Genomic DNA, 20,934 nt, shown 5'->3' on the forward strand with positions numbered 1-20,934 from the left:
GTCGAACCTCCTGGCCGAGCGCCCCGAAAAAGGGCGACACGCTCAGTCAAGACCCAGGGAGCCCTCGGTGTCGCGGGCTTGACGACAGGACGGAGCGGTCCGGGCGTCAACCCCCTGCGCCCCCTCCCTCCCACCCGCTTGCATGGAGGGACCGACCGACGACACGAGAGGGAGAGTCATGACTCCGGAATCCCCCGAGCAGACACCGCCCGGCACCGAGGCCGAGCTGACGCCGAAGGCCGACCACGGCGAGACCAGCTACCGCGGCACCGGCCGCCTCAGCGGCAAGGTCGCCCTCATCACGGGCGGCGACAGCGGCATCGGCAAGGCCGTCGCGATCGCGTTCGCGCGCGAGGGCGCCGACGTCGCGATCTCGTACCTCGACGAGCACGACGACGCCGAGGACACCGCCAAGTGGGTCCGGGAGGCCGGCCGCGAGGCGCTGCTCCTCCCCGGCGACCTGCAGGACCCGGCGCACTGCCGCGCCGTCGTCACCGAGACCGTCGAGCGCTTCGGCCACCTCGAGGTGCTCGTCAGCAACGCCGCCTTCCAGATGAGCCGCGAGAGCGTCACCGACATCCCGGACGAGGAGTGGGACCGCACGATCGCGACGAACATCAGCGCCTACTTCCACCTCGTGAAGTCGGCGCTGCCCCACCTGAAGGAGGGCGCATCGATCATCGCGACGAGCTCGGTGCAGTCCGACCAGCCGTCGTACCAGCTGCTCCCCTACGCCGCCACGAAGTCGGCGATCCTCAGCCTCACCGCCTCGTTCGCGCAGGCGCTCGGCGAGAAGGGCATCCGCGCCAATTCCGTCGCGCCCGGCCCGATCTGGACGCCGCTCATCCCCTCGACCATGCCGGAGGAGGCCGTCGCCGAGTTCGGCGAGCAGGTCCCGCTGGGCCGCCCCGGGCAGCCGGCCGAGGTGGCCCCCGCCTACGTCCTCCTCGCCTCCGACGAGGCGAGCTACATCAGCGGGTCGACGATCGCCGTCACCGGCGGGAAGCCGATCCTCTGATCACGCTCCAGGGCACCGCTCACCCGCAGGATTCCGCGATAGGTTCCTGCGGGTGAGTGTGCACATCCGCAGCATCGAGACGGCGGTGCCGACCACGGTCCTGCGCCAGTCCGAGGTGCGCGACCTCTTCGCGTCCCAGCCCGCGATGACCCGGCTCGGGTCCCGCCTGATCGGCGCGGCCTTCGACGCGTCCGGGATCGACACCCGCAGCACGGTGGTCGACGAGCTCGACCGGGTCGAGCGGGAGGGTGCGAGCGTCTTCTACGACGCGGGGAGCGGCCTGGTGCTCGACCCGGGGACGGCCGCGCGCAACGCCGTCTACACCGAGCGCGCTCCCGAGCTCTTCACGGAGGCGGCCCGCCGCGCCCTCGCGTCCGCGTCGATGACCCCCGAGGACGTCACCCACGTGGTGACGGTCTCCTGCACCGGCTTCTACGCCCCGGGGCCCGACTACCAGCTGGTCCGCCGCCTCGGCCTCGCGCCCTCGACGCAGCGCTTCCACCTCGGCTTCATGGGCTGCTACGGCGCCTTCCCCGGTCTGCGCGCCGCCCGCCAGTTCTGCGAGGCCGACCCGGAGGCGGTCGTCCTCGTCGTCGCGGTCGAGCTGTGCACCATCCACCTCACGAGCTCCAACGACCCGGAGCAGATCGTCGCGACCTCCGTCTTCGCCGACGGCGGTGCGGCGGCCGTCGTCACCGCCCGCGAGGCCGCGCCCGGCACCCCGGTGCTCGAGCTCGACGCGCTCGCCACGACGCTCACCGACGAGGGCGAGACCGAGATGGCGTGGACGATCGGCGACCACGGCTTCTCGATGCGGCTGAGCACCTACGTGCCCTCGATCATCGGAGCGAACATCGAGGCGGCCGTCGCCCCGCTGCTGGCCGGCGCCGAGGTCGAGCGGAGCGACGTGCAGCGCTGGGCGATCCACCCCGGCGGCCGCAGCATCCTCGACAAGGTGCAGGCCTCGCTCGCCCTCAGCGACGAGCAGCTGGCCCCGTCGCGCGAGGTGCTGCGGACCAACGGCAACATGTCGAGCGCGACCGTCCTCTTCATCCTGCGGCGCCTGCTGCACGGCGAGGCGGCCGACGGCGAGCGGATCGGCGCGATGGCGTTCGGCCCCGGCCTCACCGTCGAGCTCGCGCTGCTCACCAAGCGGGGCGGGGAGTGACTCCGCGAGCCCCTCTCGCGCCGGACCTGCGCCACCGCGAGGTCTCCGAGCAGGAGCTGATGGACGACCCGGACTGCGACCGCACCCTGCTCGACGCCACCTACGCCCGCTTCGGCACCGTGAACCGGCTGGTCTCGGGGTGGCGCGGCCTCTACCGCTCGCGCCTGCGTCCGCTGCTGCGGCCCGACGAGCCGTTCCGCCTGCTCGACATCGGCTCCGGAGGCGGCGACGTCGCCCGCTCCCTCGCCGGCTGGGCCCGCGAGGACGGCCTCCGCCTGGCGATCACCGCCGTCGATCCGGACGAGCGCGCCTCCGCCTTCGCCACGTCGACGCCCGCGCCGCCCGGAGTCGAGTTCCGCCGCGCGAGCAGCGCCGACCTGGTCGCCGAGGGCGAGCACTTCGACCTGGTGACCTCCAACCACGTGCTGCACCACCTGTCGCCGGAATCACTCGCCGACCTGCTCGCCGACAGCGAGCGCCTGGCCCCGCGCGCACTGCACAACGACATCGAGCGCTCGCGGCTGGCCTACACGGCCTACCTGCTGGCCACGCGACCGATCGCGGCCGGCTCGTTCCTCCACTACGACGGGTCGCTGTCGGTGCGGCGCAGCTTCACCGCCGCCGAGCTGCGGGCTGTGGCACCCGAGGGGTGGCGGGTCGAGCGCGCGGCGCCCTACCGGCTGCTGCTCGCGCGGGGCGAGGTGTGAGGACGCGGCGGAGGGTGAGCGCTTCCGGTCCGCTCTGGCTGCGCGCCGCCGCTGTCAGCTACTCCGCCAACTGCGCCCTCGGCACCGCCGTCGCCACCGGCGCTCTCCGCACGGGCCGCTGGCACTGGATCCATCACGCGCTCTACATCTGCACGTCGACGCTCACCGCTCTGGCCTGGGCGACGCTGCGACGGTCGGACACCCGCGCCGCGTCCGCGCTGGCTCCCGCCGCCGTCCCGCTGGCGGTGATCCCCTTCGCGGGGACGCACGGACGTCGGCACCCGGCGATCGCGCTGGCGGCGGCTCCGTTCGTGCTCGCCGCTCTCGGGCGGACGCGGCGGCCGGCGCGGCGCCGAGGAGTGCTCCAGCGTCTCGGGGCCGGGTCAGCCCTGCGCTGACGCGCCCCGGCTTCTAGCGCGGGGGCTCGACGTCGCGGTCGGGGTCGGAGCGGTACGAGCGCAGCGCCTGCCAGCCCGCGATCGCGAGGATCAGCGCGCCGCAGAGCATCGTCAGCAGGTTCGGGACCGAGAAGCCGCTGCCCACAACCGAGTTGATGCCCGCGCCGAGCACGAACACACCTCCGAGAAGGTAGAAGATGACCCTCGTCTTCACCGTTCCACCGCTTCCCTCGAGCCTGCACAGGACCCTCGATGCTACCGCGCGCGCCCCGGGCCGCCGCCGCTCCCCCCTCTGCGCGATCGATCGGGGCAGGATCGAGGCATGGAGTTCCTCGATGTCGTCCGGCGCCGGAAGACCACCAACGGCGCGTTCCTGCCCGACCCCGTCTCCGAGGAGCACCAGCGGCTCCTGATGGAGGTGGCCGGCCGGGCGCCCTCGCAGCTCAACAGCCAGCCGTGGCGGTTCGTGCTCGTCGAGGAGCGCGAGACGATCGACCGGATCGCCGCGATCAGCGGCGAGAGCATGACCACCGCGATGTCGAACGGCACGTTCTTCGAGCGCTACAAGCCCTACTTCCGCTTCAGCAGCGAGGAGATGGAGCAGCGGCGCGACGGGATGCTGTTCGACAAGCTGCCGGCTCCGCTCCGCCCCTTCACGAAGCAGGTCTTCACGAAGCGCGGGCAGTTCCTGATGAACTCCCTCCGCGTCCCGCAGACGCTCGGCGAGGAGAACCGCCGGCTCGTCGCGGGATCGCCGCTGCTGCTCGGGGTGATGCTCGACCGCTCCGAGTACCGGCCGGGCGAGCTCTCCTCCTTCTACTCGGTGTTCAGCATGGGCGCCGCGATGGAGAACGTCTGGCTGAGCACGGTCGAGCTGGGGATGGGGATCCAGTTCGTGTCGTTCCCGATGGAGGTGCCGGGAGCGTGGGCGCGGATCGAGTCGCTGCTCGCCGTGCCCGACGAGCTGGAGCTGATGGCGGTGTACCGGCTCGGCTACCTGCCTCCGGAGCAGCGGCGGCCGGCGATCGACTGGTCCTCGCACCAGCGGAAGCTGCCGTCGCAGTACGTCTTCCGCGGCACCTGCGCGACTCCGCAGGAGGGGTGGGACGCGCCGGCCGGGCCGTGACGGGATCCTGAGCGGCGCGGCCGGCAGCCGGAGGTGCCCGCGCTCGCTCCCGGGCCGGCCCCGGCCGACGGGAGATCCGCGACGGAGCATCGACTCTCGCTACATGCGTCGGCTAACGTGGCGCCCAGCACGCCCGGCAGTGCTACGTCCCGTCCGCGGGACTGTCAATGGGGGTCCGGCGTGTCTCCCGCCCGATTCCCCGCACCGGGGTCCGAGCGGATACCGTCCCCCGAGGAGCCGTCCGCCAGGGCCGGCCCGATAAACGAAGGGGGCCCGTGGCCACGCTCATCTACGGACCGCAGAACCTCGAGATCGAATTCGAGGAGCGCGTCCTCGCGCACCTGAAGGTCGCCGTCCTCTCGAAGCTGCGCCGCAACGAAGCCTTCTCGCTCTCGTGGATGGAGGACGCCTCCACCGGACACGGCCGGAGCTCCGTCTGGCTGCACCCGTCGGTGCCGCTGCACTTCCGCTTCACCGAGGCGCACCAGCCCAAGCTCAACCGCGCGTGGATCGAGCAGATGCTCAGCGTCGCCAGCATGCACGGCGAGCTCTCGGTCCTGCCGGAGCCCGAGGAGCAGCGCCAGGGCTCCTGAGCTCCGCTGCTCCTGGGCCCCGCTGCCCCCTGATCGCACGGCCGTCAACCCCGTCCCCTCTGCGGGGGACGCGAAGTACCGTCGAGAAGACGTCCCCGGAACCATCGGCGGACGTCGACGGACGGAGACGACCATGACGGACACCGCGCGAGCGACCGGCCTGCCCACCCTCACCCCGGTGCGGACCCTCCGCAAGGAGCAGCCGATCGAGCCGCGCCGCGTGCCGGACTCCGTCTCCGTCGGCTCCCAGCCGGTCATCGGCTGCCGGATCGACGTGAGCGGCCGCTCCTTCGTCGTCGAGCTCGACATGGCCGGCATCTTCCTGCGCCAGGTGCGACGGAGCCTGCGCGAGGGCGAGGGCGACCTCGTGCTGCTGCGCCACGTCGACGGGATCGAGATGATCCCGTTCTCGCGCGCGACGCCGTTCGACGTCTCGGACATCGTCTGCCCCGAGGGCGTCGAGCCCGCGGACGCCCGCTCTGCCCTGGGGCTCCGCGACCGCTGATCCGCGACGGGTGGCGTGCTCCGCCCCGCGCCCGCCCCTGAGCGGGATCAGTTGGGGAGCGACGCCTCGATCAGGTCGACGATCCGCGGGTCGTCGGGCTCGACCGTCGGGCGGAACCGGTGGACCGTGCCGTCGGCCGTGATCAGGAACTTCTCGAAGTTCCACTTCACCCGGCCGGCCTTGCCGTTCTCGTCCTCGGCCTTGGTGAGCTCCGCGTAGAGCGGGTGCGCCGACCGGCCGTTGACGCGGACCTTCTCGAACATCGGGAAGGTGACCCCCCAGGTCGTCGAGCAGTACGCCTTGATCTTGTCCTCGTCGCTCAGCTCCTGGAGGAACTGGTTGCTCGGGAAGCCGAGGACCGTGAATCCGCGCTCCCCGTAGCTCTTCTGCAGGGCCTCGAGCTTCTCGTACTGCGGGGCGAGGCCGCAGCGGGAGGCGACGTTGACGATCAGCCGCACGGGCGGGTAGTCGGCGAGGGTCGACGTGGTGCCGTCGATCGTGGTGAGGGGGATGTCGGCGATCGTGTCGGGCACGGAGGGCTCCTTCGGACGTGGTGCGTCGACGCTACTCCCCGCCGCCGAGGGAACCCCGAGTCGTGGAGGCGGCTCGCTGCGGGTTCCCGCGACGGTCCGGGGTTCCCTCGGCGCGCACCTGCCTCCACCATGGGGGGATGGCCGCCTCGCAGCAGATCGTCTCGGTCGGCGGGCGGAGGCTGCGGCTGACGAACCTCGACAAGGTCGTCTACCCGGAGACGGGCTTCACCAAGGCCGACGTGCTCTCCTACTACGCCTCCGTCGCCTCCGCGATGCTTCCCCATCTCGCGCGCCGCCCGGTCACCCGGAAGCGCTGGGTCGACGGAGTGGGCACCGCCGAGCATCCGGGCGAGGTCTTCTTCGAGAAGAACCTCCCCTCCTCCGCCCCCTACTGGCTGAGCCGGACCCGGCTCGCGCACTCGTCGCGCGACGTCGAGTACCCGCTGGTCGACGACGTCGCCGGGCTCACCTGGCTGGCGCAGCAGGCGGCGCTCGAGCTGCACGTCCCCCAGTGGCGGGTGGGCTCCGACAGCGAGCGCCGTCCGCCCGACCGTCTCGTGCTCGACCTCGACCCGGGCGAGGGGGCGGGCCTCGCAGAGTGCGCCGAGGTCGCGTTCCTCGCCCGCGACCTGCTGGAGGGGATGGGGCTGGCTCCGCTGCCGGTGACCAGCGGGAGCAAGGGGATCCACCTCTACTGCCCGCTGGACGCCTCCGCCTCCAGCGACCAGATCTCGGCGGTCGCGCACGAGCTGGCGCGCGCGCTCGAGTCGGACCACCGCGACCTCGTCGTCTCGGACATGAAGAAGACCCTGCGCGAGGGCAAGGTCCTCGTCGACTGGAGCCAGAACAGCGCGGCGAAGACGACCATCGCCCCCTACTCCCTCCGCGGGCGCCTCCGGCCGGCGGCCGCCGCGCCCCGCACGTGGGAGGAGCTGGGTGCCGAGGACCTGCGCCACCTGTCGCCCGACGAGGTGGTGGAGCGGCTGCGGAGCGACGGCGACCTCCTCCGCCCGCTGCTCGCCGTCCGGGGTGCCGGGCTCGAGCCGACCCCGGAGAGGATGGCGGGCTTCGCCGCGACGGACGCCTCCTCCGACCGCTTGGCGACCTACCGCAGCATGCGCGACGCGTCGAGGACGCCGGAGCCGGTGCCCGAGGCGGGGTCCGCGGGCTCCTCCTCGGGCGACTCCTTCGTCATCCAGGAGCACCACGCGCGGCGCCTGCACTACGACTTCCGGCTCGAGCACGACGGCGTCCTGGTCAGCTGGGCGGTGCCGAAGGGCCCGCCGCTGGAGGGCGACCCGAACCGGCTCGCGGTGCAGACCGAGGACCACCCCCTCGAGTACGCGACCTTCGAGGGCACGATCCCGGCCGGCGAGTACGGCGGCGGCGAGGTGCGCATCTGGGACGAGGGCACCTACGCGCTCGAGAAGTGGCGCGAGGGGAAGGAGGTGATCGCGGTGCTGACCGGCCGCCCCGACGGCGGGCTCGGCGGCGAGCCCCGTCGCTACGCCCTGCTGCACACGGGCTCGAGGGAGGGCGCCGAGAAGAACTGGCTCCTGCACCTGATGGCGCCGGGTCCCGCTCACGGGCACGGGACGCAGCGACGGGGCCGGGCGGCCGCGTCCGCCGCGTCGCCCGCTCCCCGCCCCGCACCCTCCGCAGACCGCCCGGCCGAGGACTCCGCTCCGCGCCGCCACCGCCCCATGCTCGCCACGGCCGGACGCCGCGGCGACGTGGACCCCGGGGCCGCGATCGAGATGAAGTGGGACGGCTACCGCGCTCTCGTGCGGGTGCAGGGCGGCACCGCGACCCTCACGAGCCGCAACGGCAACGACCTGACCGCAGCGTTCCCCGATCTGCTCGCCCCGCTCGCCGAGGCCGCCGCCGACGCCGTGCTCGACGGCGAGATCGTCGCCCTCGACGCTCGCGGGCGCCCCGACTTCGGCGCCCTGCAGACCCGCGGCGGGCTGACGAAGCCGCGCGAGATCGAGGCGGCCGCCCGGTCCACTCCGGTGCACCTGATGGTCTTCGACCTGCTCGAGCGCGCAGGAGAGGACCTGACCGGGAGCGACTACGACACCCGTCGCTCGGCACTGGTCGAGCTGGTCGCCGAGAACGAGCGCGTGCACGTCCCGTCCGTGTTCGACGGCGACCTGGAGGAGGCGATGGCCACCAGCCGCACCCTCGGCCTCGAGGGCGTGGTCGCCAAGCGCCGCGACTCGCGCTACCAGGAGGGCAGCCGCTCGCGCGACTGGATCAAGCTCACCCACCACCGGCTGCAGGAGGTCGTGATCGTGGGCTGGCGCGAGGGCGAGGGCGGCCTGCAGGGGTCGGTCGGGGCGCTGCTGACCGCGATCCCCGGCGAGGACGGGCTCGCCTACTCCGGCCGTGTGGGCACCGGCTTCAGTGACCGCGAGCGCCGCGGACTGGTCGACCGCCTGGCCGAGCACGCCACCGAGGAGCCCGCCGTCTCCGTCCCTCCGCTCGAGTCGCGCGGCGTGCACTGGGTGTCGCCCGTCCTGGTCGGCGAGGTCCGCTACCGCGAGCGCACCGCCTCCGGCACCCTCCGCCAGCCGGTCTGGCGCGGCTGGCGCGCCGACAAGGCCGCCGAGGACGTCCGCGTGGAGGAGCCGGGCAGCTGACCCTCCGGTCTTCCGACTGCGAGGCCCGGCATCGCCGCTCGCGCCGCCGATCCGCTGCGGCCCCGGGCACCTCAGTCCAGGCGCACCCCGCGCAGCAGGAGGAGGGTCGCGCCGACCGCGGCACCGGTGCCGATGAGGACGCCGCCCGCTCCAGCCGCCGCCGCGAGGATGCCGAGGAGACTGGGCAGGGCGATCAGCCCGAGGCGGTTCCCGGCCAGGCGCAGCGCGAGGGCGCGGCCGTGGCGGTCGGCGGGGGTGCGCTCGATCAGCCAGGACATCGTGATGGGCTGGCCGATCCCGAGGCCCAGGCCGAGGGCGGCGACCGCGACGAAGAGGAGCACGGTCGGCGCGGGCAGGGCGACCAGCACCAGGCAGAGCGCCGAGATCAGGATGCCGCCCACCATCACCCGGGTGCGCCCGAGCCGGGCGGTGGCCGCGCCGAGGAGGAGCCGCGAGGCCATCGACGCGAGCGCGCGCACGGTGAGCAGGGCTCCGACGACGCCGGCCGGGAGCCCGCGCTCGGCGCCGAGGGCGGGGAGGTAGACGACGGTCAGGTCGACGGCGGCGACGACGGTCGCGCTGGTCAGCAGGGCGCGCGCGAGGCCCGGCACCCGGAGGAGACCGAGCGTCGAGCCCGGAGCCGCCGCCCCTTCCGCCGCGGGTCCGCGCGGGGACGGGCTGCGGATCCCCGCCGTCGAGACGAGCAGCAGCACCGCGAGGATCCCGCCCACGAGGAACAGCGGCGCCGGGTCGGGCCGCACCGAGCCGCCCGCGAGCACCGGGATGAACGCGGGCCCGATCGCCTGCCCGAGCGACGCGGCGAACGTGTAGTAGCCGAAGCGGCTGTCGAGCCGCGTCCCTCCGGTGCCGCCCGCGACGACGGTCTGCTGCCCGACCACGCAGCCCAGGTGCCCCGCGCCGAGCAGGGCGATGCCGAGGAGCAGCCCCGCGACGCTCCCGCCCGCCAGGAGCAGCACCGCGGCCGCTCCCACCGCGACGAGCGAGCCGACGGCCATCACCGCCCGGGCGCCGACCCGGTCGACCAGCCCGCCCACCGGCAGCGCGATCAGCAGCGGCACCAGCGCGAACGAGGCGCCGAGCGCCCCGAGCGCCCAGGCCGGCACGTCGAGCCGGATCGCCTGGTAGACGGCGGCCGGCCGGAGCAGGAACGCGACGGCCTGGATGAGCACGGCGTGCGCGAGCAGGGACGGAGTCGCCAGGCGGTTCCGCACGCACGCTCCTTCCCGCGGCGCTCGGCCGAGCACCCGCTCCCCCATCCTCCTCCCGGTGCCGCCGCCGAGTCGCCCGGGAAGGATCGTCCTGCCCCCTCGAGAACGGGCCTTCTCGTGCGACTCAGCCCTGCGGCGGCGGCGAGGGGAGCGCGTGCGCGGGCAGGGTGCCGAGGCGGTGCCGGCCGCGGAGGAGGAACCAGGCCAGGCCGATCCCGACGACCGCGGCGATCACGACGACCGCGCTCCAGCGCAGCTCCTCCCCGTAGACCTCGACGCGCGGCCACGCTAGGTCGACCGTCATCGCCGCGCCCCAGAGCACCGCGACGATGTTCACCGGCAGGCCCGCGCGGCCGAGCGAGAAGCGCCCGGGCGCGGCTGCGGGCCACCGGCCGCGGAGCCGGGCGATCAGCAGCGGCACCGTCACCAGCAGGTAGGCGAGGTAGATCAGGATGACCGCCACGCTCGTCACGGCCGTGAAGATCGCCGGCGTCCCGATGTTCACGACCAGGATCAGCACCGCGAGCACCCCCACGACCAGCGCCGGCGCCACCGGTGTCCCGCGCCGCGGGTCGACGCGGGCGAGCACGCGGCTGCCGGGCAGGGCGTTGTCGCGGGCCATCGCGAAGATCAGTCGGATGGCCGCCGTGTGCACCGCCAGCGCGCACACCGTGATCGCGACGACAACGCAGAGCAGGAGGACCGATCCGAGGGGGCCGCCGAGCACCTGCAGCACGATCCGCTGCAGCCCGCCCGACGCCTGCCCGAGCGCCGGGTCGGCGAGGTCGGGCGCCGAGAGGATGCCCAGCAGCAGGATGAGGCCGCCGAGGACGAAGGAGGCGGTCACCGCCCGCAGGATCGCCGTCGGCGCGGTCCGGCGCGGATCGACCGTCTCCTCGCCGAGCGAGCCCGCGGTGTCGAACCCGTACATCACGTACGCCGACGCGATCGCGGCGATGAGGAACGCGCCGGCGTACCCGCCCGGCGTGCTCCCGCCGTAGCCGCTGGTGTCGAGCAGCACGGTCGGCGGATGCACCACGTTCACCGCGAGCACCGCCACCAGCAGCACCGCCGCGACGAGCTCGATCAGCACGCCGACGCTGTTGATCCGGGCCATCAGCTGCACGCCGCGCGCGTTGACCGCGGTGGTGAACGCGATCAGCAGTCCTCCCCAGACCACCGCGCTCACCCCCGCGGAGCCGCCGAGCTGGAACCCGCTCCAGATCTGCGGGAGCGTCGCCTGGTACGCCAGCACGACGGCCGCGAGCGTGACCACGGACGCGGTGGCCATCAGCCAGCCCGCCATCCAGCTCACCGTCGGCCCGGCGAGGCGCTTGCTCCAGTTGTAGACGGAGCCGGCGACCGGGTAGCGGGCGGCGAGCTCGGCGAAGCACAGCGCGACCATGAGCTGCCCGGTGAACACGATCGGCCAGGACCACCAGTAGGCGGGACCGCCGAGCGCGAAGCCGAAGGAGAAGAGCTGGAACGTGCCGGTCAGGATCGAGATGTAGCTCACGCCCGCGGCGAAGCTGCCGAAGCGGCCGATGCCGCGGGTGAGCGAAGGGCGGTACCCGAACTCGGCGGTCCCGTCGTCGACGTCCTCGGCGGTGCTCATCGGGCTCCCCCTCGCGGGCACGCTCGTCGCACCGAGGTCAGGATGCCAGCCGCCGCCCGGCCGCACGACTCCCCCGTCCCGGGCGTCCGTCAGCGGGTGCTCAGCGCTCGCCCCGCTCCCGGTGCACAGTACTCGGGCGGCCCCCGCGGACGGGAGCGGCGTCAGCCGTGCGCCGCGAGCCGGGTGCGCTGGGGCACCAGGAGCTCGAGCAGCTCCTCGACCCCGTCGACCCGCTGCGGCTCGACCGGGTGCCCGGGTCCGCACGGCTTGTAGGCGAGCGGATCCACGTTCAGGACGTGCCCGACGGGCCGCCCCTTCTCCCAGACCGTGAGGAGGAAGGCGCCGTCCCGCTCGTCGGGGGCGCCGATCTCGAAGACCCGGCCGCGCACGATGGCGCACTGCGGCTCCTTGCGCGCGAGGCGCACCCAGAAGGGATGGTCTCCGGTCATCGTGCCCGTCCTCCCCGGCCGACCCGCGGCCGTGCCCGTAGCGGTCGACCGGTGATCGTGTCGTCGGTGACCCTCAGGGCCACGGTACGTCCGCCTCCCCTCAGCCGATCAGGGGGTTCACTGCGGAGCCTCGCAGTGGTAACGGACGCCGGTCGCGCCCGGACGCGCACCACGGGGAACCACTCACTGCTCGTAGGAGTCCTCGTAGTCGGCACCACTGGTCAGCTCGCCGTCGCCGGGTTGCACGGGATGCTCGCCGGTGAGCGCGTCGATCCGCGCGCGCAGCCGTGCCACCTCCGCCGCGTTGTCCGGTTCGGGCAGGTCGCTCGGCGTGGTCTCGACGATGAGGGCGGCCGCGGCGTTCACGAGGAAGGTGGCGTCGACCGTCCCGCCGTCCGCGCCGATCCCCGTGTACTCGACGGTGTCGGCCGCGCCTTTCGCGGCGAGGGCGACGGCGTACTCGACGAGCGCGTCGGCCGCCTCGTCCCCCACGAGGATCGTCTTGTCGGCGAAGAGGATGTGCTTCATGCCGTCCATGCTCGGCAGCGCCGGCTGCGTGGAGGGAGGAGGTTGACAGAGGACCGCCGCTGACGGAAGACCTGGACAGATCGAGCAGAGAATGGCAGGCCGGGTTGTCGGATCCCTCCGGTCTGCGGAAGGGTGGTGGCAACGGCGGGCGCCTGCCGGCCGGAGATCAGGGGCTGGAGACGCCGATGGGGAAGCTGCACTACGACGGGACCGTCGAGATCGATTTCGAGGACCGCGTGCTCGCGCACCTGCAGATCGTCATCACCGCGAAGCTGCGCCGCAACGAGTCGTTCCTGCTCAGCTGGCGCGACGACCACAGCATGGGCGACGGCCGCAGCGCGATCTGGATCCACCCCTCCCACGCGCTCCGCTACAAGTACTTCGGCGGCCGGATGCCCCGCATCAACCCCGCCTGGATCTCCGCGCTCACCGACCTCGCGAACTCCGCGGGCGGGCTGTACGTGATCTCGGAGCCCGCCGAACCGGTGCGTCCTCCGGCGAAGGGCGATCAGCTGTGAAGCGCATCGACCTGATCTACAACGGCACCGCCTACACGGTCAACAACAGGAGCCTCGACGAGTTCCGCGCCGAGGTCGAGGCCGCCCTCGCCTCTCCGACGCCGCAATGGCTGACGGTCAACTACGGCGAGGGACGCGCGAACCCGGCGCTCCTCCTCATCACGCCGTACACCCCGCTGTCGATCATCACGAACGACTTCGACGAGCTCAACGCAGAGCACGAGTAGCGGCGGACCTCGGGGAGGTCAACCACGTCGTCCGGTCGATCCGCGCCCCGTACCGTCGTGCAGGACCTCGTCGACGTCGTGCGCGGACCCCGCACGGCGACACCCGATCGACACCGCCCGCGCCCCGGCGCGCAGAACAACGGCCGCGGACACCCGGCCAGGAGCCGTGATGACAGATCCCGCCTTCGCCGTCCTCGACGACCTGATCGCCGCCCTCGAGCGTCCCGGCTCGATCGACCCCGGCCTGAGCCGCTCCGTCGCCGTGCAGGCCGCCGTCCTCCGGCTCCCGTCGCCCCGCACCGCGCACCGTCCGCGCCCGACGAGCCGCTTCACGGGCCGTCGGCTTTTGCGCCCGGGCAGCGCAGCCAGGCGGGCTCCCGCGCGTCACCGCGTCGTGGTCCCCGCCGGTCCGGCGGAGCGTCGCTCCGAGCGGAGCCGACGGCTAAAATGGGCGCGGTGACCGACTCCGACGCTCTCTGCGACCCGTATCTGCGCGGGTATCCGATCGACGGCGTCGCGATCTCCACGCTCGGCAGCCCCTTCGGCGGCGAGACCGTCGCCGCGAGCGACAGCACCGCGAGCCGGCTGGACGAGATCCAGATCGACCTCGGCGAGGGCCCGTGCTGGGAGGCGATCCGCGCTGCCGGCCCCGTCTCGGTGCCGGACACCGGCGCTGAGGAGCGCTGGCCGCTCTTCACCGAGGCGATCGGCCCCACGGCGGTGCGCGCGGTCTTCGCCTTCCCGCTCTCGATCGCGGGGCTCTCGATCGGCGCGGTCGACCTCTACTCCCGCCGCCCCACGTCGCTCAGCGACTCCCTCCTCGGCCGGATCAGCGCCTCGACCACCGCGACGGCGCTGCTGGTGCTGGCCGCGGTGCTGCGCGACAACGAGGTCGAGGAGAGCACGAATCCGCGCTCGCGACGCGTGGTGCACCAGGCGACCGGCATGATCATCGCGCGCTACGGCAGCACGGCCGAGGAGGCGCAGCTGCTGTTGCGCGCCCACGCCTTCGCCCAGCAGCGCTCCGTCGTCGATGTCGCCTCCGGCATCGTGGCCCGGCACGACGGGTTCCCCGACCGCCCTCTCACCGCCCAGGACGACACATGGTGACGAACTCCCGCGAGCGCAGCGTCATCCAGACGTTCGTCGCCCTCTCCGACACGCTGGTCGACGACTACGACGTCGTCGACTTCACGCAGACCCTCGTGGAGAGCAGCGCGACCCTCTTCGACGCCGTCTCGGCGGGGCTCGTCCTCGCCGACTCCTCCGGCTCCCTCGAGGTGCTCGCCTCCACGGACGAGGACACCCGGCTGATCGAGCTGCTCCAGCTCGACAGCGGGTCGGGCCCGTGCATCCAGTGCTTCGAGACCGGGCGGCCGGTGATCGTCGAGGACGCCCGCGCCGTGGGCGAGGAGTGGGCGGAGTTCCGGACGCTGGCGGTCGAGCTCGACGTGCTCTCGGCGCACTGCGTGCCGATGCGCTCGGCGGGGACGACGATCGGCTCCCTCAACCTCTTCCAGGCCCGGCCGGGGCGGCTCGATCCGGACGACATCGCGGTCGTGCAGGCGTTCGCCGACGTCGCGACGATCGGGATCCTGCACCAGCGCGCGCTCCAGCAGAGCACGGTCACCCAGGAGCAGCTGCAGCACGCCCTCGACAGCCGGGTGCTGATCGAGCAGGCGAAGGGGATCCTCGCCTACGCCCACCGCACCACGGTCGAGCAGGCCTTCGAGGTGCTGCGGGTCCGCGCGCGAGCGACGTCGACTCCGATCACGACGCTCGCCCAGGAGATCATCCGCGGCTACCGGCGCTGACGCTCCGCGCCCCGCGGAGCAGGAGCGGGGCGGATCCGCGCCGGCAGCGCCGCGGCTCAGAGCTCAGTACTCGTTCTCGAGCTCCCACGTCGCGCGGGGGTCGACGTCCGAGGCGGGCACCGGTCCGCCCGCACTGTCGAGCGCGTCGAGGCGCTCGAGGATCTCGTCGCTCGACTCCGCCGCTGCGCCATCGCTGCCCGCGACGACCAGGGGGACGCCGAGCCCGACGGTGAGCGTCACGACGGAGGAGGGGGCCGAGTCGTCGGCGACGCTGACCGTGCTCATCCGGTGCCGCTGCGCGAGCGCGAGCGAGTAGCGGACGACGGCGTCGGCGGTCGCGTCGTCGAGGGAGAGGGAGCCACCGGTGTGGAAGAGCGTCGTCATGGTCAAGTCCTCGCAGGGCAGGCGGATGGGCATGGTTCCGTCACCGGGGGCCAGGATGCGGTGCGCTCACGCTACGCCCTGGGCGCTCGGGGGTGCAGGTCTTGCGCCGAGGCGTGCCCCTGGCGCATGGTTCGCTCCCGACGCCGGAGCAATTCCCCCATGGCTCTGAGGCGGCTCACATGTTAACGTGAACACACGCGTCGGTCCCCTCGGCTCGACGCATCCCTCCCCTGAAGGAAAGGTCTCGACGATGAGACGACGCTCCCCGGAGCCCCCTGCCGCCGCGCCTCGGCGCCGCGTGCGATCCCTCTTCCTCTCCGCTCTCGCCTGCACGAGCGTCGCCCTCACCGGCGCTCTCGTCCCCGTCTCGGCGCAGGCCGTCGACGTCCCGGCGCCCATCGCGCACTACGACATGTCGCACGCCGGCTCGGCCCTGCTCGACATCTCGGGCAACGGACGCAACGCCACCCTGACCGGCCTCACCGACGCGTCCTTCGCGAACGCCAGCGGCGACCAGGTCGCCCGGTTCAAGAACGACGGCTACGCGAGCCTCCCCCAGGGCCTGGTCACCGGAGCCGACAACGCCTTCGCCGTCGAGTACACGGTGAAGACGCAGACCACCGCCAACCAGTTCGGCTGGGTCATCGGCGACGGCGTCGGCCCGTGGAACACCACGCAGCTCGGCAACCACGTCTTCGTGAACCCGCGCAACCCCGACGGCTCGCCCAGCGGACAGGTCCTCGCGGGCATCCGCGTCAAGGAGCCCACCAACAACGGCGAGACCCGCATGCCGTTCGGCGGCACGCTGAACCCCGGGTTCACGACCCTCACGCTCGTCGGCACCGGCACGGGGTCGAGCACCGTGCTGACCCTCTACCGCGACGGCACGCAGATCTCGACGGCGAACACCACGAAGTCGATGGCGAGCATCGTGCCGACCGGGTCCACTCTCGGCTACCTCGGCCGCTCGCTCTACTCCGGCGACGCGCTCGTGACCGCCGACGTCACCGACGTGAAGTTCTGGGACACCTCCCTCACCGCCGAGCAGGTCGCCTCGAGCATGCCGACCGCCACGGCGAAGGCGTCCGCGACCTCCGCCCTGCTGCGCTCGGACATCCAGCCCGTCCTGCTGGCCGGCAACCCGTCGCTGACCCAGGTCTCCTCGAACCTGACGCTACCCGCCTCCAGCAGCGGCGTCCCGCTCACCTGGACCTCCTCGAACAGCGCGGTCGTCTCGGCCACCGGCGTCGTCTCGCGCTCGATCGCGCAGAACACCCCGGTCACCCTGACGGCGACCACCGCCCAGGGCGCGACGATCGCCTTCGAGGTGGTCGTGCTCGCCCCGAGCATCAACGACGACCTCGACGCGCTGAAGCTCGCCACGCGCACCACCGAGAACCTCCCCCTCGCAGTGAAGGGCGCCCGTAACGGCACCGACATCACATGGACCTCCTCGGACCCGGCCCTCGTCACTCCGACGAACACCTCCTACGCGGCTCCGGCGGTCGGCGCGGCCGACCCCTACCGCGGCGGCGGCGTGGTCACCCGACCGGCCTACGGCTCCGGGGACAGGACCGTCACCCTCACCGCGACGGCCACCCTCAACGGCGTCACCGAGACGCGCGCCTTCACGCTGACGGTCGCCGAGCTCGGCCGCACCGCTCCCGACGCGGGCTACGCCTCGGCGTACTTCAAGTCGGACGGCGACGAGAAGATCTACCAGGCCGCGACCTCGGGCAACGACTTCTTCACCTTCTCGCCGGTCAACGGCGGCAAGGCGGTCATCACCTCGACGACCGACACGAAGGGCCTGCGCGACCCGTTCATCCTCCGCTCGCACAACGGCGACAAGTACTACATGGTCGCCACCGACCTCTGCATCTCCTGCGGCACCGGCTGGGGCGACGCCCAGTCCAAGGGCAGCCTGAAGATCGAGGTCTGGGAGTCGACCGACCTGGTGCAGTGGACCCGTACTAACGGCGCCGACACCGGCATCACGGTGAACCAGCCGGCCGCCGGAATGACCTGGGCGCCCGAGGCGTACTGGGACGACGCCCTGCAGTCCTACGTCGTGTTCTTCTCCTCGCGCCTCTACTCCGACGCGACGAAGACCAACAGCGACAAGCTCTACGCCCGCGTCTTCTCCGTGATCACCCGCGACTTCCGCACCTTCACCGCTCCTCCCGCCACCTGGCAGGACACCGGCTACGCGCGGATCGACTCGACGATCACGAAGATCGGCGACTACTACTACCGCTTCACCAAGAACGAGGAGGGCGGCGCCGCCGGCACCCTCGAGGCCGGAAAGGACATCTTCCTCGAGAAGTCGAAGGTCCTGACCGCCGGGACGACCTCCTCGAACTGGAGTGCCGACCCGAACACCACCTGGCAGCTCACCGACACCCGGATGACCTCGCTCGAGACCGGCCAGGCCGGTGAGGGACCCGAGATCATCAAGCTGAACGCGGGCGACCCGAACGACACCACCGGCACGGGCGACGGCTACGCGTTCCTCGTCGACAACTACGGCGACGGCGGCTACAAGGCCTTCCTCACCTCCGGAGCGGCCATCGCCGGCAGCTCGCAGACGAACCGCCTCTCGCAGTCGGCCGACTGGAACGTCTCGCCCAAGAGCCGCGCCGGCCTCCCGGCCAGCCCGCGGCACGGCGCGTTCGTGAGCGTCCCGCAGACGGTCCTCACCGCCATGAAGAACTGGACCGGCGTCACCGCCGTCGACTCCACCACGACCCTCACCGCCGACGGCCGCACGGTCACGGCGACGGTCGCGGCGGCCGACAAGGGCGACGTCGTCGGCTCGGTCACCTTCACCGGCGGCTCGTGGACCTCGACCGTCCCGCTCTCCGGCGGCTCGGCGAGCGTCTCGGTCCCGGCGGGCGTGACCGCCGTCACGGCCTCCTACACCGGGTACGCGGACAAGCTGGTGCGCACGTCGGTCTCGGCCGCCGTCCCGCTGGACACCCTCGAGCTCGTCCCCGCCGTCGCCACGCGCTGCGTCGCCGGCAAGATCGTGCTCACCGCGACCGTGAAGAACACCGACACCGCTGCCGCGGACGTCACGATCACCTCGGCCTACGGCTCGAAGTCGTTCACCGCGGTCGCTCCCGGCTCGTCCGCCTCCGCCGCCTTCACCACCCGCCTGGCCTCGATGCCGGCCGGCACGGTGACGGTGACCGGATCGGCGACCGGCCAGCCCGCGTTCACCGCGACGGTCCCCGTCGCCGCCGCGCGCTGCTGACGCACTGACGACGAAGGGCCCCCTCCTGCGCTCGCGCGGGAGGGGGCCCTTCGTCGTTCCCGGGTCAGACGGTGGGAGCGAGCAGGTCCGCGTGGTGGACGGCCGCCACGTTCGGGTGGGCCCGGAGGCGGTAGCGCAGCGCGTTCTCGCCGTAGGTCTCGAGGATCGGCGCGTTCGTCGGGTCGACCGAGAGGCCGGACTTGAGCTCCTCGGGCAGCGGGAGCGAGGGCATGGTGGCCGAGAGCGCGGGATTGAAGAAGAACGGGATCGAGATCCGGTCCGTTCCGATCAGCGGCGAGATCACGCGGTGCAGCGTCGCCTTGAGGTAGCCGCCCGTGGCGAGCTCCAGCATCTCGCCGATGTTGACGACGAACGCGCCCTCCATCGCGGGTGCCTCGATCCATGAGCCGTCGTGCTCGACCTGCAGGCCGCCCTTGCCGGGCTCGACCAGCAGCAGCGTCAGCACGCCGCCGTCGCGGTGCGCGCCCACGCCCTGCTTGGGCTCCGGGTCGGAGGTGCCCGGGTAGCGGACGACCTTCACCAGCGAGAACGGCCGCTCGGCGAACGCCTCGTCGAACACGTCCTCCGGAGCGTCGAGCGCGACGGCCCAGGTGCGCAGCAGCCGGATCGCGACCGCGGCGAGCTCCGCGTGCCAGCGCTCGAAGACCTCGCGGAACTCCGGCAGCGCCTCGGGCCAGAGGTTCGGCCCCTCGAGGCGCTCGTAGTCGGCGACGCCGGGCCCGGCGGGAACGGCCGGTCGGTCTATGCCGATGTCGACCTGCTCGCGGTAGTCGACGTCGCCGTTGGTGAGCTCGGCGCCGAAGCGGGTGTAGCCGCGGAACTGCGGGCTGAGGGTGTTCTCGATCGCGAGCTTCTCCTCCTCCGGCAGGTCGAAGAAGCGGCGGGAGACGGCGACGACGTCGTCGAGGAGGTCCTGGGGCACGCCGTGGCCGACGAGGTAGAAGAAGCCCACGTCGTGCGTGGTCTCCCGGAGGTCGCGGCGGAAGGCGGCGGCCTCCGCCTCCCCCCGGTCGAGGCGGGACAGGTCGAGGATCGGCAGGGAATCGGTCATGCACCGACTCTCGCGCACGAACCTGCACAGCAGTCGATTGTTACGACAACCAAAACGGCGGGCCCCGCCACGGCGCGGAAGAGGTTCCTCCGCTCCGCGACCGGGCCCGCCGTGAGCGCCGAGTGTTACGGCGTGGGCATGCCGCCGTTGACGTGCAGCGTCTCGCCGACGACGTAGCTCGACTCCGGGGAGGCGAGGAACACGTAGGCGGGAGCGAGCTCGGCCGGCTGACCCCAGCGTCCGAGCGGCGTCTGCGAGCCGACCTCGGGCAGCTTGTCGGACGGCTGGCCGCCCGCGGTCTGCAGCGGCGTCCAGATCGGGCCCGGGGCGACGACGTTCACGCGGATCCCCTTGGGCGCGAGCTGCTGCGCGAGCGCCTTCGAGAACGTGTTGATCGTGGCCTTCGTGCTGGCGTAGTCGACCAGCATCGGCGACGGCTGGTAGGCCTGGATCGACGAGGTGCTGATGATCGCGGAGCCCGGGGCGAGGTGCGGCACGGCCGCCTTCGTCATCCAGAACATCGCGTAGACGTTGGTCTTGAAGGTCTCGTCGAACTGCTCGTCCGAGAGCTCGAGGAAGTCCTCGACGTGCTGCTGCTTTCCCGCGTTGTTGACGAGGATGTCGAGTCCGCCCAGACCCTCGACGGCCTTCGCGACGGCGCCCACCGCGAAGTCGTGGTCGGTGATGTCACCGGGGATGGCGACGGCGGTGCGTCCGGCCTCCTCGATCAGCGCGACGACCTTCTTCGCGTCCGACTCCTCCTCGGGGAGGTAGACGATCGCGACGTCGGCGCCCTCGCGGGCGTAGGCGATGGCGACGGCCGCGCCGATGCCCGAGTCGCCTCCGGTGACGAGCGCCCTGCGCCCGGTCAGGCGGCCGGAGCCGCGGTAGGTCGACTCGCCGCGGTCGGCGGGGTCGTCCATCTTCGAGTCGAGGCCGGAGCCCTCCTGGTACTGGGCCTCCGTGTCGATGTCGGCGAACATCGCGGTCGGGTCTTGGAACGTGTACTGGTCGTTCTGCGGAGTCTGGTCGTTCTGCGAGGTCATGTCTCGACGCTAGGCGCGCGGGATCGGCGGCCGCGCGTGCTTGACAACCCCGATCCGCCAGGACACAGGAGGTCTTCAGGAGCCGCGGAGCCCCCCGGATCGGGGA

23 protein-coding genes are annotated in these 20,934 nt (G+C 72.5%); 14 read left to right on the plus strand and 9 right to left on the minus strand.

The genetic code is table 11. The features are described from left to right. Nucleotides 1–178: 178 nt before the first annotated feature. The 4 genes from C5C95_RS09500 to C5C95_RS09515 are packed head-to-tail and all read left to right on the plus strand — an operon-like array spanning nt 179 to nt 3,291. On the plus strand, nt 179–1,018 hold the full coding sequence (locus C5C95_RS09500) for an SDR family oxidoreductase (protein ID WP_104239006.1): 840 nt from the start codon (nt 179–181) through the stop codon (nt 1,016–1,018). A 52-nt stretch (nt 1,019–1,070) separates the two neighbouring features. Then, nucleotides 1,071–2,186, plus strand: coding sequence for a type III polyketide synthase (locus C5C95_RS09505; protein ID WP_104250783.1), 1,116 nt, complete (start codon nt 1,071–1,073; stop codon nt 2,184–2,186). Continuing rightward, nucleotides 2,183–2,893 (plus strand): class I SAM-dependent methyltransferase, encoded by a 711-nt coding sequence (locus C5C95_RS09510; protein WP_258060494.1) that lies wholly within the window; start codon nt 2,183–2,185, stop codon nt 2,891–2,893. The genes C5C95_RS09505 and C5C95_RS09510 overlap by 4 nt, the downstream gene beginning before the upstream one ends. Nucleotides 2,894–2,907: 14 nt before the next feature. Next, the gene (locus C5C95_RS09515) at nt 2,908–3,291 is read left to right on the plus strand and encodes a hypothetical protein (RefSeq protein WP_104263090.1); all 384 of its coding nucleotides are present in this window, start codon (nt 2,908–2,910) and stop codon (nt 3,289–3,291) included. Nucleotides 3,292–3,304: 13 nt separating this feature from the next. Here C5C95_RS09515 and C5C95_RS09520 read toward each other — a convergent pair whose 3' ends face one another. Beyond that, nucleotides 3,305–3,505: a hypothetical protein gene (locus C5C95_RS09520; RefSeq protein ID WP_104223776.1), complete on the minus strand. Its 201-nt coding sequence runs from the start codon at nt 3,503–3,505 to the stop codon at nt 3,305–3,307. Nucleotides 3,506–3,613: 108 nt separating this feature from the next. On the opposite strand from C5C95_RS09520, the gene C5C95_RS09525 reads away from it, so the two are divergent. The 3 genes from C5C95_RS09525 to C5C95_RS09535 all read left to right on the plus strand — a co-directional run bounded on the left by C5C95_RS09525 (nt 3,614) and on the right by C5C95_RS09535 (nt 5,515). Then, nucleotides 3,614–4,417 (plus strand): nitroreductase family protein, encoded by an 804-nt coding sequence (locus tag C5C95_RS09525; protein WP_104256039.1) that lies wholly within the window; start codon nt 3,614–3,616, stop codon nt 4,415–4,417. A 275-nt stretch (nt 4,418–4,692) separates the two neighbouring features. Beyond that, complete coding sequence (locus C5C95_RS09530; protein ID WP_244229547.1) at nt 4,693–5,010, plus strand: hypothetical protein; 318 nt, start codon at nt 4,693–4,695, stop codon at nt 5,008–5,010. A 133-nt stretch (nt 5,011–5,143) separates the two neighbouring features. Next, the gene (locus tag C5C95_RS09535) at nt 5,144–5,515 is read left to right on the plus strand and encodes a hypothetical protein (protein ID WP_104324310.1); all 372 of its coding nucleotides are present in this window, start codon (nt 5,144–5,146) and stop codon (nt 5,513–5,515) included. 47 nt (nt 5,516–5,562) lie between these two features. Here the strand turns inward: C5C95_RS09535 and C5C95_RS09540 are convergent, their stop codons facing one another. Continuing rightward, nucleotides 5,563–6,048 (minus strand): glutathione peroxidase, encoded by a 486-nt coding sequence (locus C5C95_RS09540; RefSeq protein ID WP_258059459.1) that lies wholly within the window; start codon nt 6,046–6,048, stop codon nt 5,563–5,565. 137 nt (nt 6,049–6,185) lie between these two features. Here C5C95_RS09540 and C5C95_RS09545 point away from each other — a divergent pair, with 137 nt between their 5' ends. Next, the gene (locus C5C95_RS09545; protein ID WP_104324311.1) at nt 6,186–8,690 is read left to right on the plus strand and encodes an ATP-dependent DNA ligase; all 2,505 of its coding nucleotides are present in this window, start codon (nt 6,186–6,188) and stop codon (nt 8,688–8,690) included. Between the two features lie 71 nt (nt 8,691–8,761). On the opposite strand, the gene C5C95_RS09550 is transcribed toward C5C95_RS09545, so the two are convergent. From C5C95_RS09550 to C5C95_RS09565, 4 genes are all read right to left on the minus strand, one after another. Beyond that, on the minus strand, nt 8,762–9,922 hold the full coding sequence (locus C5C95_RS09550; RefSeq protein WP_258072648.1) for an MFS transporter: 1,161 nt from the start codon (nt 9,920–9,922) through the stop codon (nt 8,762–8,764). 121 nt (nt 9,923–10,043) lie between these two features. Further along, the gene (locus tag C5C95_RS09555; protein ID WP_104273195.1) at nt 10,044–11,534 is read right to left on the minus strand and encodes an APC family permease; all 1,491 of its coding nucleotides are present in this window, start codon (nt 11,532–11,534) and stop codon (nt 10,044–10,046) included. Between the two features lie 161 nt (nt 11,535–11,695). Beyond that, nucleotides 11,696–11,983, minus strand: a complete 288-nt coding sequence (locus C5C95_RS09560) for a hypothetical protein (RefSeq protein ID WP_104260838.1) — start codon at nt 11,981–11,983, stop codon at nt 11,696–11,698. Nucleotides 11,984–12,166: 183 nt separating this feature from the next. Beyond that, the gene (locus C5C95_RS09565) at nt 12,167–12,511 is read right to left on the minus strand and encodes a hypothetical protein (RefSeq protein ID WP_146087067.1); all 345 of its coding nucleotides are present in this window, start codon (nt 12,509–12,511) and stop codon (nt 12,167–12,169) included. A gap of 185 nt (nt 12,512–12,696) precedes the next feature. Between C5C95_RS09565 and C5C95_RS09570 the strand changes: the two genes are divergently transcribed. The 5 genes from C5C95_RS09570 (at nt 12,697) to C5C95_RS09590 (ending at nt 15,070) form a co-directional block, all read left to right on the plus strand. After that, nucleotides 12,697–13,029, plus strand: a complete 333-nt coding sequence (locus C5C95_RS09570; protein WP_104223784.1) for an ATP-dependent DNA ligase — start codon at nt 12,697–12,699, stop codon at nt 13,027–13,029. Beyond that, nucleotides 13,026–13,256 (plus strand): hypothetical protein, encoded by a 231-nt coding sequence (locus tag C5C95_RS09575; protein ID WP_104250777.1) that lies wholly within the window; start codon nt 13,026–13,028, stop codon nt 13,254–13,256. The genes C5C95_RS09570 and C5C95_RS09575 overlap by 4 nt, the downstream gene beginning before the upstream one ends. 169 nt (nt 13,257–13,425) lie before the next feature. Next, nucleotides 13,426–13,716, plus strand: a complete 291-nt coding sequence (locus C5C95_RS09580) for a hypothetical protein (RefSeq protein WP_104324314.1) — start codon at nt 13,426–13,428, stop codon at nt 13,714–13,716. Beyond that, nucleotides 13,713–14,366, plus strand: a complete 654-nt coding sequence (locus C5C95_RS09585) for a GAF and ANTAR domain-containing protein (protein WP_104351715.1) — start codon at nt 13,713–13,715, stop codon at nt 14,364–14,366. Before C5C95_RS09580 ends, C5C95_RS09585 begins: the two co-directional genes overlap by 4 nt. Beyond that, complete coding sequence (locus tag C5C95_RS09590; RefSeq protein ID WP_104297504.1) at nt 14,360–15,070, plus strand: GAF and ANTAR domain-containing protein; 711 nt, start codon at nt 14,360–14,362, stop codon at nt 15,068–15,070. Before C5C95_RS09585 ends, C5C95_RS09590 begins: the two co-directional genes overlap by 7 nt. A gap of 63 nt (nt 15,071–15,133) precedes the next feature. On the opposite strand, the gene C5C95_RS09595 is transcribed toward C5C95_RS09590, so the two are convergent. Beyond that, nucleotides 15,134–15,454 (minus strand): hypothetical protein, encoded by a 321-nt coding sequence (locus C5C95_RS09595; RefSeq protein WP_104267922.1) that lies wholly within the window; start codon nt 15,452–15,454, stop codon nt 15,134–15,136. Between the two features lie 298 nt (nt 15,455–15,752). Here C5C95_RS09595 and C5C95_RS09600 point away from each other — a divergent pair, with 298 nt between their 5' ends. After that, a complete protein-coding gene (locus tag C5C95_RS09600; RefSeq protein ID WP_258072649.1) occupies nt 15,753–18,710 on the plus strand; it encodes an immunoglobulin-like domain-containing protein in 2,958 nt (985 codons plus the stop codon). A gap of 64 nt (nt 18,711–18,774) precedes the next feature. On the opposite strand, the gene C5C95_RS09605 is transcribed toward C5C95_RS09600, so the two are convergent. Together C5C95_RS09605 and C5C95_RS09610 are read right to left on the minus strand one after the other, a co-directional pair. After that, the gene (locus C5C95_RS09605) at nt 18,775–19,782 is read right to left on the minus strand and encodes an isopenicillin N synthase family oxygenase (RefSeq protein WP_104297506.1); all 1,008 of its coding nucleotides are present in this window, start codon (nt 19,780–19,782) and stop codon (nt 18,775–18,777) included. 125 nt (nt 19,783–19,907) lie between these two features. Then, nucleotides 19,908–20,828 carry a glucose 1-dehydrogenase gene (locus C5C95_RS09610; protein WP_104233811.1) on the minus strand — a complete coding sequence of 307 codons (921 nt, stop codon included), beginning with the start codon at nt 20,826–20,828 and terminating at the stop codon, nt 19,908–19,910. Nucleotides 20,829–20,934: the final 106 nt, after the last annotated feature.

This window comes from Rathayibacter sp. AY1B7, assembly GCF_002932735.1.
In the GTDB taxonomy this organism is placed as follows: Bacteria; Actinomycetota; Actinomycetes; order Actinomycetales; family Microbacteriaceae; genus Rathayibacter.

Coding starts and splice junctions, on each gene's coding strand:
- C5C95_RS09595 (WP_104267922.1), bottom strand. CDS start 15,454: ATGACGACGCTCTTCCACACCGGTGGCTCCCTCTCCCTCGACGACGCG.
- C5C95_RS09535 (WP_104324310.1), top strand. CDS start 5,144: ATGACGGACACCGCGCGAGCGACCGGCCTGCCCACCCTCACCCCGGTG.
- C5C95_RS09590 (WP_104297504.1), top strand. CDS start 14,360: ATGGTGACGAACTCCCGCGAGCGCAGCGTCATCCAGACGTTCGTCGCC.
- C5C95_RS09545 (WP_104324311.1), top strand. CDS start 6,186: ATGGCCGCCTCGCAGCAGATCGTCTCGGTCGGCGGGCGGAGGCTGCGG.
- C5C95_RS09500 (WP_104239006.1), top strand. CDS start 179: ATGACTCCGGAATCCCCCGAGCAGACACCGCCCGGCACCGAGGCCGAG.
- C5C95_RS09610 (WP_104233811.1), bottom strand. CDS start 20,828: ATGACCTCGCAGAACGACCAGACTCCGCAGAACGACCAGTACACGTTC.
- C5C95_RS09605 (WP_104297506.1), bottom strand. CDS start 19,782: ATGACCGATTCCCTGCCGATCCTCGACCTGTCCCGCCTCGACCGGGGG.
- C5C95_RS09570 (WP_104223784.1), top strand. CDS start 12,697: ATGGGGAAGCTGCACTACGACGGGACCGTCGAGATCGATTTCGAGGAC.
- C5C95_RS09565 (WP_146087067.1), bottom strand. CDS start 12,511: ATGAAGCACATCCTCTTCGCCGACAAGACGATCCTCGTGGGGGACGAG.
- C5C95_RS09525 (WP_104256039.1), top strand. CDS start 3,614: ATGGAGTTCCTCGATGTCGTCCGGCGCCGGAAGACCACCAACGGCGCG.
- C5C95_RS09555 (WP_104273195.1), bottom strand. CDS start 11,534: ATGAGCACCGCCGAGGACGTCGACGACGGGACCGCCGAGTTCGGGTAC.
- C5C95_RS09580 (WP_104324314.1), top strand. CDS start 13,426: ATGACAGATCCCGCCTTCGCCGTCCTCGACGACCTGATCGCCGCCCTC.
- C5C95_RS09560 (WP_104260838.1), bottom strand. CDS start 11,983: ATGACCGGAGACCATCCCTTCTGGGTGCGCCTCGCGCGCAAGGAGCCG.